The 13068-nt window shown below is 65.2% G+C and carries 11 protein-coding genes and 3 tRNA genes; 13 read left to right on the top strand and 1 reads right to left on the bottom strand.

Annotation, left to right across the window (positions count from 1 at the left end):
- Positions 1-15 precede the first annotated feature (15 nt).
- From astA to RTW82_RS29155, 12 genes are all read left to right on the top strand, one after another.
- A complete protein-coding gene (gene astA, locus RTW82_RS29100; protein ID WP_316927266.1) occupies positions 16-1041 on the top strand; it encodes an arginine N-succinyltransferase in 1026 nt (341 codons plus the stop codon).
- On the top strand, positions 1038-2501 hold the full coding sequence (astD, locus tag RTW82_RS29105) for a succinylglutamate-semialdehyde dehydrogenase (protein WP_021218471.1): 1464 nt from the start codon (positions 1038-1040) through the stop codon (positions 2499-2501). Before astA ends, astD begins: the two co-directional genes overlap by 4 nt.
- Complete coding sequence (gene astB / locus RTW82_RS29110) at positions 2498-3844, top strand: N-succinylarginine dihydrolase (protein WP_316927267.1); 1347 nt, start codon at positions 2498-2500, stop codon at positions 3842-3844. Before astD ends, astB begins: the two co-directional genes overlap by 4 nt.
- 104 nt (positions 3845-3948) lie before the next feature.
- Positions 3949-4245, top strand: coding sequence for a hypothetical protein (locus RTW82_RS29115; protein WP_021218473.1), 297 nt, complete (start codon positions 3949-3951; stop codon positions 4243-4245).
- Between the two features lie 10 nt (positions 4246-4255).
- Entirely contained in the window at positions 4256-5257 is a 1002-nt protein-coding gene (gene astE, locus RTW82_RS29120; protein WP_316927268.1) for a succinylglutamate desuccinylase, read from the top strand.
- Positions 5258-5384: 127 nt separating this feature from the next.
- On the top strand, positions 5385-6389 hold the full coding sequence (gene ltaE / locus RTW82_RS29125; RefSeq protein WP_316927269.1) for a low-specificity L-threonine aldolase: 1005 nt from the start codon (positions 5385-5387) through the stop codon (positions 6387-6389).
- Positions 6390-6510: 121 nt separating this feature from the next.
- Complete coding sequence (gene alaS, locus RTW82_RS29130; protein ID WP_316927270.1) at positions 6511-9132, top strand: alanine--tRNA ligase; 2622 nt, start codon at positions 6511-6513, stop codon at positions 9130-9132.
- A 101-nt stretch (positions 9133-9233) separates the two neighbouring features.
- Positions 9234-10469, top strand: coding sequence for an aspartate kinase (locus RTW82_RS29135; RefSeq protein WP_021218477.1), 1236 nt, complete (start codon positions 9234-9236; stop codon positions 10467-10469).
- 186 nt (positions 10470-10655) lie between these two features.
- A complete protein-coding gene (gene csrA / locus RTW82_RS29140; protein WP_003283978.1) occupies positions 10656-10841 on the top strand; it encodes a carbon storage regulator CsrA in 186 nt (61 codons plus the stop codon).
- 61 nt (positions 10842-10902) lie between these two features.
- Positions 10903-10993 (top strand) — tRNA-Ser (locus RTW82_RS29145).
- Between the two features lie 107 nt (positions 10994-11100).
- A tRNA-Arg gene (locus RTW82_RS29150) sits at positions 11101-11177 on the top strand.
- A gap of 73 nt (positions 11178-11250) precedes the next feature.
- Positions 11251-11327: transfer RNA gene (locus RTW82_RS29155), tRNA-Arg, on the top strand.
- Positions 11328-11548: 221 nt separating this feature from the next.
- Here RTW82_RS29155 and RTW82_RS29160 read toward each other — a convergent pair.
- The gene (locus RTW82_RS29160) at positions 11549-12259 is read right to left on the bottom strand and encodes an XRE family transcriptional regulator (protein ID WP_043242015.1); all 711 of its coding nucleotides are present in this window, start codon (positions 12257-12259) and stop codon (positions 11549-11551) included.
- A 190-nt stretch (positions 12260-12449) separates the two neighbouring features.
- Between RTW82_RS29160 and RTW82_RS29165 the strand changes: the two genes are divergently transcribed.
- Positions 12450-12980: a hypothetical protein gene (locus tag RTW82_RS29165; RefSeq protein WP_316927271.1), complete on the top strand. Its 531-nt coding sequence runs from the start codon at positions 12450-12452 to the stop codon at positions 12978-12980.
- The last annotated feature ends 88 nt before the right edge of the window (positions 12981-13068 follow it).

A 13068-nucleotide genomic window follows, 5' to 3' on the forward strand; every position in this document is an offset into this window, starting at 1 on the left:
TCTAACGGAGTCACTATGATCGTTCGTCCCGTACGCAGCGCCGACCTGCCTGCCCTGATCGACCTGGCGCGCAGCACCGGTGCCGGCCTCACCACCCTCCCGGCCAACGAGGAGCGCCTGTCGCACCGAGTCGGCTGGGCGGAGAAGGCCTTCCACGGCGAAGCCGAACGGGGCGACGCGGACTACCTGTTCGTGCTCGAGGACGACGACGGCAAGGTGGTCGGCATCTCCGCCGTGGCCGGCGCCGTGGGCCTGCGCGAGCCCTGGTACAACTACCGGGTCGGGCTCACCGTCAGCGCCTCCCAGGAGCTGAACATCCACCGGCAGATCCCCACGCTGTTCCTGGCCAACGACCTGACCGGCAACTCCGAGCTCTGCTCGCTGTTCCTTCACGCCGGTTACCGCAGCGGCCTCAACGGCCGGCTGTTGTCCAAGGCGCGCTTCCTGTTCATCGCCGAGTTCCCCGAGCTGTTCGGTGACAAGGTGATCGCCGAGATGCGCGGCATGTCCGACGAGAACGGCGTCTCGCCCTTCTGGGACAGCCTCGGCCGCCACTTCTTCAAAATGGAATTCTCCCGCGCGGACTACCTCACCGGCGTCGGCAACAAGGCCTTCATCGCCGAGCTGATGCCCAAGTTCCCGCTCTACACCTGCTTCCTCTCCGAGGCGGCCCGTGACGTGATCGGCCGCGTGCACGCCGACACCGAGCCGGCGCTGGCCATGCTCAAGGGCGAGGGCTTCAGCTTCCAGGGCTACGTCGACATCTTCGACGCCGGCCCGGCCATCGAGTGCCAGACCGCGAAGATCCGCGCCGTGCAGGACAGCCAGACGCTGGTGCTGGCCGTGGGTACGCCGGGCGACGATGCCACGCCGTACCTGATCCACAACCGCAAGCGCGAGGATTGCCGCGTCACCGCCGCCCCGGCCCGTCTGGCCGCTGGCACGCTGGTGGTCGATGCGGATACCGCCAAGCGTCTGAAACTCTCGGCTGGCGCCTCGGTCCGCGCCGTGCCGCTGTCGGCCAAGGAGTCCGTCAAATGAGCACCCATTACATCGCAGGCGCCTGGCAGGCGGGGCAGGGCGAGGCCTTCGACTCGCTGAACCCGGTGACCCAGGAATCCGTCTGGAACGGCCAGGGCGCCAGCGCCGAACAGGTCGAGGCCGCCGTGGCCGCCGCCCGTGTCGCCTTCCCGGCCTGGGCCCGGCTGAGCCTGGAGGAGCGCATCGGTGTTCTGGAGCGCTTCGCCCTCACCCTCAAGGCCCACGCCGACGAACTCGCCCGCTGCATCGGCGAGGAGACCGGCAAGCCGCTGTGGGAGTCGGCCACCGAAGTGACCACCATGGTCAACAAGGTCGCCATCTCCATCCAGAGCTACCGCGAACGCACCGGCGAGAAGAGCGGCCCCCTGGCCGACGCCACCGCCGTGCTTCGCCACAAGCCCCATGGCGTGGTGGCGGTGTTCGGCCCCTACAACTTCCCTGGCCACCTGCCCAATGGCCACATCGTGCCGGCGCTGCTGGCCGGTAACGCGGTGATCTTCAAGCCCAGCGAGCTGACCCCCAAGGTCGCCGAGCTGACGGTCAAGTGCTGGATCGAAGCGGGCCTGCCCGCTGGCGTGCTGAACCTGGTGCAGGGCGCCCGCGAGACCGGCATCGCCCTGGCCGCGAGCGCCGGCATCGATGGCCTGTTCTTCACCGGTTCCAGCCGCACCGGCAACCTGCTGCACCAGCAGTTCGCCGGCCGCCCGGACAAGATCCTGGCGCTGGAGATGGGCGGCAACAACCCGCTGGTGGTGGACGAGCTCGCCGATGTCGACGCCGCCGTGTACACCATCATCCAGTCCGCCTTCATCTCCGCTGGCCAGCGCTGCACCTGCGCCCGCCGCCTGCTGGTGCCGCAAGGTGCCTGGGGCGACGCGCTGCTGGCTCGCCTGGTGGCGGTGGCGGCGAGCATCCAGGTCGGCGCCTTCGACGCCCAGCCGGCGCCCTTCATGGGCTCGGTGATTTCCCTGGACGCCGCGCGCCACCTGCTCAAGGCTCAGGAGCAACTGATCGCCAAGGGCGCCAATGTGCTGCTGGCCATGTCCCAGCCGCTGGAAACCGCTGCGCTGCTGACCCCCGGCATCATCGACGTCACCGCCGTGGCCGAGCGCCCGGACGAGGAGTTCTTCGGCCCGCTGCTGCAGGTGATCCGCTACGCCGATTTCGATGCCGCCATCGCCGAAGCCAACGCCACCCAGTACGGCCTGGCCGCCGGGCTACTGTCGGATTCCCGCGAGCTGTACCAGCGCTTCTTCATCGAGAGCCGCGCCGGCATCGTCAACTGGAACAAACAACTGACCGGGGCCGCGAGCAGTGCGCCCTTCGGGGGCATCGGCGCGTCGGGCAACCACCGCGCCAGCGCCTACTACGCCGCTGACTATTGCGCTTACCCGGTCGCTTCGCTGGAAAGTGAAACCCTTGCCCTGCCTGCAACCCTGACGCCTGGAGTCAGCCTATGAGCGCCCATGAAGTGAACTTCGACGGTCTGGTCGGCCCGACCCACAACTACGGCGGCCTGTCGTACGGCAACGTGGCGTCGCAGAGCAACAGCCAGGCCGCTTCCAGCCCCAAGGAAGCCGCCCTGCAGGGCCTGGCGAAGATGAAGGCGCTGATGGACATGGGCTTCAAGCAGGGCGTACTGGCCCCGCAGGAGCGCCCCAACGTCGCCGCGCTGCGCAGCCTCGGCTTCGCCGGCACCGACGCCCAGGTGATCGAGAAGGCCGCCAAGGAGGCCATGCCGCTGTTGGCCGCCTGCAGCTCGGCCTCGAGCATGTGGACCGCCAACGCCTGCACCGTAAGCCCCAGCGCCGACACCGCCGATGGCCGCGTGCACTTCACCGCCGCCAACCTCAATTGCAAGTTCCACCGCAGCATCGAGCACCCCACCACCAGCCGCGTGCTGGGGGCGATGTTCGCCAACGAGCGCCACTTCGCCCACCACGCCGCGCTGCCGGCAGTGGCGCAGTTCGGTGACGAAGGTGCGGCCAACCACACCCGTTTCTGCAAGGGCTATGGCGAGGCGGGCGTGGAGTTCTTCGTGTTCGGCCGCAGCGCCTTCGACAGCCGCTTCCCGGCACCGGCGCGCTACCCGGCGCGGCAGACCCTGGAGGCCAGCCAGGCCGTCGCACGCCTGCACGGGCTGAGCGAGGCCGGCGTGGTCTATGCCCAGCAGAACCCGGCGGTGATCGACCAGGGCGTGTTCCACAACGACGTGATCGCGGTGGGTAACGGCGAAGTGCTGTTCCACCACGAGGACGCTTTCCTCGACACCGACAAGGTGCTGGCCGAGCTGCACGACAAGCTGGGCCGCGTCGGTGGCCGCTTCCAGGCCGTGTGCGTGCCCCGTGATGCGGTGACGGTGGAGGACGCGGTGCGTTCCTACCTGTTCAACAGCCAGCTGTTGAGTCGCGCCGACGGCAGCATGCTGCTGATCGTGCCGGAGGAATGCCGCAACAACGCGCGGGTGTGGAATTACCTGCAGACCCTGACCGCCGAGGACGGCCCGATCCGCGAGGTGAAGGTCTTCGACCTCAAGCAGAGCATGCAGAACGGCGGCGGCCCCGCCTGCCTGCGCCTGCGCGTGGCGCTGAAGGACGACGAGCTGGCGGCGGTGAACCAGGGCGTGATCCTCACCCCTTCGCTCTACGACAGCCTGACCGGTTGGGTGGAGAAGCACTACCGCGATCGCCTGAGCGAAACCGACCTGGCTGATCCACAATTGCTCACTGAATGCCGCACGGCATTGGATGAGCTGACGCAGATCCTTAAACTGGGCGCCGTTTATCCGTTTCAACTAACTTGAGCCGGTAGCTGGAAGCGTGAAGCTGGACGTAGGTACGCCGTCTGCCGGTGAGCTACTTCCGGCTTCCAGCTTTTAGCTTCCAGCTTCCCTTTAGGAGTTCAAAGATGTCCGACGCCCTGCAACTCATCCTCGAAGATACCGATGGCACCCAGCTCGAAACCTCCTGCACCCGCTTCGCGGTGATGTGGCAGGGCAAGGAGGTCTGGATCCAGACCGCTGGCAATGGCCAGCTGCTGATCGGCGTCGATGTCGAGGAAGGCGATACCGAGTACGCCAACCTGCTGCTGCGTCCGCTGGCCACCAACCTGGTCAGCCTGCAGCTGGAGATGGAGCCGGCCGACGCCGGTGATGACGACGAGGACGGCCACGTGCATGGCCCGGACTGCAACCACGATCATTGAGGAATAGCGGATGTTGGCCCTTGGCAAACTGCTTGAACTGACCCTGGCCGGCCGCGAGCCGACCGAGAAGATTCAACTGACCGCCGAGGGCACCCGCCTGCACTGGCTGGGCGAGGGGGCGCTTGAGGTCACCCCGCCCGTCAACGCCGACAATGGCATGGACCTGCTGCTCTCCGCCGGCATCCATGGCAACGAGACGGCGCCGATCGAGCTGCTGGACCGCCTCCTGCAAGGCGTGGCCCGCGGCGAGCTGAAGCCCCGCTCGCGGATTCTCTTCCTGCTCGGCAACCCCGAGGCCATGCGCCGCGGTGAGCGCTACCTGGAGCAGGACATCAACCGCCTTTTCAACGGCCGCCACGAGCAGACCAGCGGCGTCGAGGCGATGCGCGCCAACGAGCTGGAGCGCCTGGCTGCGGCCTTCTTCATCAAGCCGGGCCGTACCCGCCTGCACTACGACCTGCACACCGCCATCCGTGGCTCGAAGATCGAGCAGTTCGCCCTCTATCCGTACAAGGAAGGGCGCGAACATTCCCGCCGCGAACTGGCACGCCTGGGCGCTGCCGGCATCGAAGCGGTGCTGCTGCAGAACAAGACCGGCATCACCTTCAGCTCCTACACCTACGCCAGCTTGGAGGCCGAAGCCTTCACCCTGGAGCTGGGCAAGGCGCGCCCGTTCGGCGAGAACGGCCAGGTCAACCTCGACCTGCTGGAAGCACGCCTGCGCCTGCTGGTGGAAGGCGCCGAGCCGGAAGACGAGGGCGAGGACCTCGGCGCGCTGCAGCTGTTCTCCGTGTCCCGCGAGGTGATCAAGCACAGCGATGCCTTCCAGCTGCACCTGCCGGCGGACATCGAGAACTTCAGCGAGCTGCCGGTCGGCTACCTGCTGGCCGACGACATCGCCGGCACCCGCTGGGTGATCGAGGAGGAGGGCGCGCGCATCATCTTCCCCAACCCCAAGGTGAAGAACGGCCTGCGCGCGGGCATCCTCATCGTCCCCGCCGAAGTCGACTGATCCGACGCGCGTCTCGTTCCCGGGCTGATGCCCGGGCTACGGCTTGCCGAAGGACGTTTCGCTCCCCCTTGCTCCTCTCGTCGCGCTCCTTTAGGGTCGTTCCCTTACCCAGCCAAGGAGCCCCGAGATGGCCGTCATAGACCTGCGCAGCGATACCGTCACCCAACCCACGCCCGGCATGCGCGACGCCATGCAGGCGGCGCCGCTGGGTGATGACGTCTATGGCGAAGACCCCACCGTCAACCGCCTGGAAGCCACGCTCGCGGAGCGCCTGGGCTTCGAGGCGGCGCTCTTCGTGCCCACCGGCACCATGAGCAACCTGCTGGGGCTGATGGCCCATTGCGAACGCGGTGACGAGTACATCGTCGGCCAGCAGGCCCACACCTATAAATACGAAGGCGGCGGCGCGGCGGTGCTCGGCTCGATCCAGCCGCAGCCCGTCGATGGCGAAGCCGATGGCTCGCTGGACCTGGCCAAGGTCGAGGCGGCGATCAAGCAGGACGACTTCCACTTCGCCCGCACCCGCCTGCTGGCGCTGGAAAACACCATGCAGGGCAAGGTGCTGCCCCTGGCGTACCTGGCGGCGGCGCGGGAAATGACCCGTCGTCGCGGCCTGGCGCTGCACCTGGACGGCGCGCGCCTGTACAACGCGGCGGTGAAGCTGGGCGTGGACGCCGGCGAGATCACCCAGCATTTCGATTCGGTTTCCGTGTGCCTGTCCAAGGGCCTGGGCGCCCCGGTGGGCTCGGTGCTGTGCGGCAGCGCGGCGCTGATCGCCAAGGCCCGGCGCCTGCGCAAGATGGTCGGCGGCGGCATGCGCCAGGCCGGCCTGCTGGCCGCTGCGGGCCTGTACGCCCTGGATCACCAGGTGCAGCGCCTGGCGGACGACCACGCCAACGCTACGCGCCTGGGCGCCGGGCTGTCGGAACTGGGCTACAGCGTGGAGCCGGTGCAGAGCAACATGGTCTATGTTGACCTGGGTTCGCAGGCGCCGGCCGTCAAGGCGTTCATGGCCGAGCGGGGCATCGTCCTGAGTGCCGCGCCGCGCTTGCGCATGGTGACCCACCTGGACGTCGACGCCGCCGGTATCGAGCGGGTAATCGAGGCGTTCGCCGAGTTCCGCCGCCGTTGATCACCTGATAGCCTCCGATAGCCGTTTTCTATCGCATAAAGGCACTATCCCGCAGGCACAGGGCCTATATAATGCGGCCCTTTGCCGGCGATTCGTGGCCGCAGTTTCCGTGGAAGAACCTATGAAAAGCGCTCAAATCCGTGAAGCCTTCCTGAGCTTCTTCGAAGAGAAGGGGCACACTCGCGTCGCCTCCAGCTCCCTGATCCCGGGCAACGACCCGACCCTGCTGTTCACCAACGCCGGCATGAACCAGTTCAAGGACTGCTTCCTGGGCCTGGAAAAGCGCGCCTACACCCGCGCCACCACCAGCCAGAAGTGCGTGCGTGCCGGTGGCAAGCACAACGACCTGGACAACGTGGGCTACACCGCGCGCCACCACACCTTCTTCGAGATGCTGGGCAACTTCAGCTTCGGCGACTATTTCAAGCGCGATGCCATTACCTACGCCTGGGAATTCCTCACCTCGGACAAATGGCTGAACCTGCCCAAGGACAAGCTCTGGGTCACCGTCTACGCCAGCGATGACGAGGCCTACGACATCTGGACCAAGGAAGTCGGCATCCCCGCCGAGCGCATGGTTCGCATTGGCGACAACAAGGGCGCGCCTTACGCCTCCGACAACTTCTGGGCGATGGGCGACACCGGCCCGTGCGGCCCTTGCACCGAGATCTTCTACGACCACGGCCCGGACATCTGGGGCGGCCCGCCCGGCTCCCCGGAAGAGGACGGCGACCGTTACATCGAGATCTGGAACAACGTCTTCATGCAGTTCAACCGCACCGCGGACGGCGTGATGCACCCGCTGCCGGCGCCGAGCGTGGACACCGGCATGGGCCTGGAGCGCGTCAGCGCCGTGCTGCAGCACGTCAACTCGAACTACGAGATCGACCTGTTCCAGAGCCTGCTCAACGCCGCTGCCAAGGCCATCGGCTGCGCCAACGAAGGCCAGGCCTCGCTGAAGGTGGTTGCCGACCACATCCGCTCCTGCTCCTTCCTGATCGCCGACGGCGTGCTGCCTTCCAACGAAGGCCGTGGCTACGTGTTGCGCCGCATCATTCGCCGCGCCTGCCGTCACGGCAACAAGCTGGGTGCCAAGGGCAGCTTCTTCCACCAGATCGTTGCCGCGCTGGTTGGCGAGATGGGCGAAGCCTTCCCCGAGCTCAAGCAGCAGCAGGAACACATCGAGCGCGTACTGAAGACCGAGGAAGAGCAGTTCGCCAAGACCCTGGAGAACGGCCTGAAGATCCTCGAGCAGGACCTGGCCGGCCTCTCCGGCAGCGTCATCCCGGGCGACGTGGTGTTCAAGCTGTACGACACCTACGGCTTCCCTGCCGACCTCACCGCCGACATCGCCCGCGAGCGCGAGCTGACCATCGACGAGGAAGGCTTCGAGCGCGAAATGGAAGCCCAGCGCCAGCGCGCCCGTGCTTCCAGCGCCTTCGGCATGGACTACAACAGCCTGGTCAAGGTTGACGGTGATACCCGCTTCCTCGGCTACCAGGGTTACTCCGGCGCCGGCCAGATCGTCGCGCTGTTCAAGGATGGCCAGGCGGTCGACAGCCTGCTGGAAGGCGAGGAGGGCGTTGTCGTCCTCGACCAGACCCCGTTCTACGCCGAATCCGGCGGCCAGATCGGTGACTGTGGCTACCTCGAAGGCGCCGGTGTGCGCTTCGACGTGCGCGATACCACCAAGGCCGGCGGTGCCTTCCTGCACCACGGCGTGGTCGCCAAGGGCAGCCTGAGCGCCGGTGCTTCGGTCAAGGCGGAAGTGGAAGGCGAAGTGCGCCAGGCCACCGCGCTCAACCATTCGGCCACCCACCTGCTGCACGCTGCGCTGCGCCAGGTACTGGGCGAGCACGTACAACAGAAGGGCTCCCTGGTGGACAGCCAGCGCCTGCGCTTCGACTTCAGCCACTTCGAGGCGATCAAGCCCGAGCAGTTGAAGGCGCTGGAAGACATCGTCAACGCCGAGATCCGCAAGAACAGCGCGGTCGATACCGAGGAAACCGATATCGAGACCGCCAAGGCCAAGGGCGCCATGGCGCTGTTCGGCGAGAAGTACGGTGACCAGGTGCGCGTGCTGAGCATGGGCGACGGCTTCTCCGTCGAGCTGTGCGGCGGCACCCACGTGTCCCGTACCGGCGACATCGGCCTGTTCAAGATCACCAGCGAAGGCGGCGTGGCCGCTGGCGTGCGTCGTATCGAGGCAGTGACCGGCGCAGCGGCGCTGGCCTACCTGAATGGCGCCGAGGAACAGCTCAAGGAAGCGGCCGGCCTGGTCAAGGGCAGCCGTGACAACCTGCTGGACAAGCTCTCCGCCCTGGTGGAACGCAACCGCCAGCTGGAGAAGGAGCTGGAGCAGCTCAAGGCCAAGGCGGCCAGCGCCGCCGGCAACGACCTCGCGGCCTCGGCCGTGGACGTCAAGGGTGTGAAGGTCCTGGCCGCGCGCCTGGACCTGGACGGCGATGCGCTGCTGGCGCTGGTCGACCAACTGAAGAACAAGCTCGGCCGCGCAGTGATCCTGCTCGGCGGCGCGCTGGAGGGCAAGGTGACACTGGTCGCCGGCGTCACCCAGGACCTGACCGGCCAACTCAAAGCCGGCGATCTGATGAAGCAGGCCGCGGCTGCGGTCGGCGGCAAGGGTGGTGGACGTCCTGACATGGCCCGTGGCGGTGGCACCGATGCCGCGGCCCTGGAGCAGGCTCTGGCCCTGGCCGTACCGTTCGTCGAGCAGGGTCTGTAAGACCCCGCCGCCAACGGCCCGCCCCACGCCCGGCGGGCCTTGGCAGTGTTCTGCGTTGATTGTTTAATGGGCGCCCTTCACGGGATTAGGCGGCTTTTGAAATGGCTTTGATCGTACAGAAGTTTGGGGGGACCTCGGTCGGCACCGTCGAGCGCATCGAGCAGGTGGCCGAGAAGGTCAAGAAATTCCGCGAAGGCGGCGACGACATCGTGGTGGTGGTTTCCGCCATGAGCGGCGAAACCAACCGTCTCATCGACCTGGCCAAGCAGATCAGCGATAAGCCGGTGCCGCGCGAGCTGGACGTGATGGTCTCCACCGGTGAGCAGGTGACCATCGCCCTGCTCTCCATGGCGCTGATCAAGCGTGGCGTGCCGGCGGTTTCCTATACCGGCAACCAGGTGCGCATCCTCACCGACAGCGCCCACAACAAGGCGCGCATCCTGCAGATCGACGACCAGAAGATCCGCAGCGACCTCAAGGCGGGTCGCGTGGTCGTGGTCGCCGGCTTCCAGGGCGTGGACGAGCACGGCAACATCACCACCCTCGGCCGTGGCGGCTCCGACACCACCGGCGTGGCCCTGGCGGCGGCGCTGAAGGCCGACGAGTGCCAGATCTATACCGATGTAGATGGCGTCTACACCACCGACCCGCGCGTGGTGCCCCAGGCCCAGCGCCTGGACAAGATCACCTTCGAGGAGATGCTGGAAATGGCCAGCCTCGGCTCCAAGGTGCTGCAGATCCGCTCGGTGGAGTTCGCCGGCAAGTACAACGTCCCGCTGCGCGTGCTGCACAGCTTCCAGGAGGGTCCGGGCACCCTCATTACCCTTGATGAAGAGGAATCCATGGAACAGCCGATCATCTCCGGCATCGCCTTCAATCGCGACGAGGCCAAGCTGACCATCCGTGGCGTACCGGATACCCCCGGCGTTGCCTTCAAGATCCTCGGGCCGATCAGTGCCGCCAATATCGAAGTGGACATGATCGTGCAGAACGTCGCGCACGATAACACCACCGACTTCACCTTCACCGTGCACCGCAACGACTACCAGAACGCGCTGCAGGTGCTGGAACAGACCGCTCGCGAGATCGGTGCCCGTGAAGTCAGCGGCGACACCAAGATCGCCAAGGTCTCCATCGTCGGTGTCGGCATGCGCTCCCACGCGGGCGTGGCCAGCCGTATGTTCGAGGCCCTGGCCAAGGAGAGCATCAACATCCAGATGATCTCCACGTCCGAGATCAAGGTGTCCGTGGTCATCGAGGAGAAGTACCTCGAGCTGGCCGTGCGCGCCCTTCACACCGCTTTCGAGCTGGACGCCCCCGCCCGACAGGGTGAGTGAGGCTTATAGCGAAAGGCGCGGCTAACCCCGCGCCTTTTGTCGTTTTTGGCCGGTACTGTTGGAACTTTCCTTTTGCCAGTGCTGGTCAATACTTGGGTGGAGACCCCTTGATATCCTGAGGGGGCGATGCCATTTCTTTTTTGCAGACTGTTTTGTCCCTGAACTTAAATCCGTGAGGAGAAAGGAATGCTGATTCTGACTCGCCGGGTCGGAGAGACCCTGATGGTGGGTGACGACGTCACTGTCACCGTGTTAGGCGTGAAAGGTAATCAGGTGCGCATTGGCGTTAACGCGCCGAAGGAGGTTGCCGTGCACCGTGAAGAGATTTACCAACGCATACAGAAAGAGAAAGACCAAGAACCAAGCCACTAATTTTTCTGCATTTTTTGCTTTGCAAACGGGGAAAACATGGATATCATGCGCCCCGTGTTGCGGAGAGGTGGCCGAGTGGCCGAAGGCGCTCCCCTGCTAAGGGAGTACACCTCAAAAGGGTGTCGGGGGTTCGAATCCCCCCTTCTCCGCCATTATTCAGTGTTATAGAGACGTCAGCGGTTAGTTCGATAAGTTGTTGAAAAATATCGAAAAAGCAGTTGACGAAGATTGAAGGATCTCTATAATGCGCGCCCTACACGCACTCATAGCTCAGCTGGATAGAGTACCCGGCTACGAACCGGGCGGTCGGAGGTTCGAATCCTCCTGAGTGCGCCATATCAGATGCGACGATCGAGGTCGGCGTATCTTGGGGACAACCAGTGGTGACCTGGTCTAAAACCACCGAAACGCACTCATAGCTCAGCTGGATAGAGTACCCGGCTACGAACCGGGCGGTCGGAGGTTCGAATCCTCCTGAGTGCGCCATACAAGAGAAGGGCCTGCAGAAATGCAGGCCCTTTTTCTTTGTGTCTGAAAAAGTGAGACGGCAGTGGCAAGGCTCAAGCTGCAAGCCGAAAGCCAAAAGCCTTCCCTTCTCGCTGTCTCCAGGGGGCTCCGTGGCGCGTTGCTGTGTGGGGTGGTGGAGGGTAGGGGCTGTAATGAAAAAGCCCGGCAATGGGCCGGGCTTTGCGTTTGGAAGGGTGGGTTCAGAGCAGGACGGAGTACCAGAACACCCGGCCGATGATCTGGATGTGTTCGGCGGCCTCGCCGGGCTCGTAGCGCTCGTCGGGGTGCTCGTCGCTGTTGAAGCTGCGCACGCGCAGGCCGCCCCCTGGGAGGCGGTAGAGCAGCTTCACGCGCAGCTGGCCGTCGTGGTCGAAGGCGTACATGTCGCCGTCCTTGATGGTGCGCGCGCTGGTGTCCACGCCCACCGTGCTGCCGTCGGGCAGCACCGGCTCCATGCTGTTGCCGTTCACCGTCACGCAGGCCGCGCTGGCGGCATCGATGTTCTTCTTGCGCAGCGAATACTTGCCGAAGCGCAGCTTGCGCCCGGTGGTCTGCAGCACCACCGTGCTGCCCTTGCCGCCGGACAGCTCCACTTCCTTATAGAAGGGTAGCTCGATCTCGTCGGCATCCAGCGGCGTTTCATCGTCCCAGGACTCCACGCCACCGAACCAGTCGGCATTGCCTGGCTGGCGGCTCATGCGGCCCTCCAGCATCTCGCCATGGCCTTCTGCGAGCCAGCGCGGGCTGACCCCGCAGATGGTTGCGATCTGGGTGGCGAAGCTGGTCGCGCGGGATTTGCCGCGTTCCAGGTCGGATATAGAGGTCTGTGTCATGCCGGCAGCGCTGGCGAGCTGAACCTGACTCAGGTTGGCGTGCTTGCGCGCGGCCTTGATGCGGTCTTTGAGTTCCATGGGCGCAGAATAAGGGCGGACCTATGTCAATGCAAGTGCAAAAATATAGGTACTACTATATAATCCGTACCAGAAATTCTGCCGTCCCATGGCGCCTTCCCCGGTCCGTTGATGACCTGGGGAGCGGCGAAATGGGGCGGCTTTCATCGTTCAGCCGGCCAGGGGGTCGGCCCATGGGAAGGGGAAATACATGTTCCAGACTACAGAACAGGCGCTGGCGGTTGCTTACTGGATGGCTGAGCACAAGGCCGGCCCGCGCTCGTCGACGGCGATGGCCATCGATGTGCTGCGCGAGCGTTTCGACACCAGCTTCGTCAGCAAGCTGCCCAGCGGTTTGAGCCCGCACGAGTGGCAGGCGCAGTCGATAATGACCATCCGTTTCGCCCAGCGTCTGCTGGCCGATCACCCGCTGGAGCTGGCGGTGGTGCAGGCCGAGTACGCGCATGGGCGTGATTTCGTGGTGGCGATCGCGGCCCTGCGCGACTGGCTGCGCCCGCAGGCCGACTCGGCCGAGCAGCGTGCGGCGCTTGCACTATTGATGCGCATGTTCCGTCGCCCGCCGCACAGCATCCGCGAAGTCGAGCGGCTCACCGGGCTGTCCAAAAGCACCCTGCATCGCTGGGACCAGGACTGGCGCACCAAGGTATCGGGCAAGCTGCGTGATGCCGTGGCGCGCCTCGAAGTGCCCATGTCCAGCGCGGGGATCGTTATTGCACATTGATAAGGAAAAATTTCTTTTAAAAAACGGCTTTTCCCATATTGACGATATGGGACGATAAAGGTAAGATAGCTCCAAGATCGAAATCAAA

The sequence above is a fragment of the Pseudomonas sp. zfem005 genome, from assembly GCF_032621735.1.
Taxonomy (GTDB): domain Bacteria; phylum Pseudomonadota; class Gammaproteobacteria; order Pseudomonadales; family Pseudomonadaceae; genus Metapseudomonas; species Metapseudomonas solani.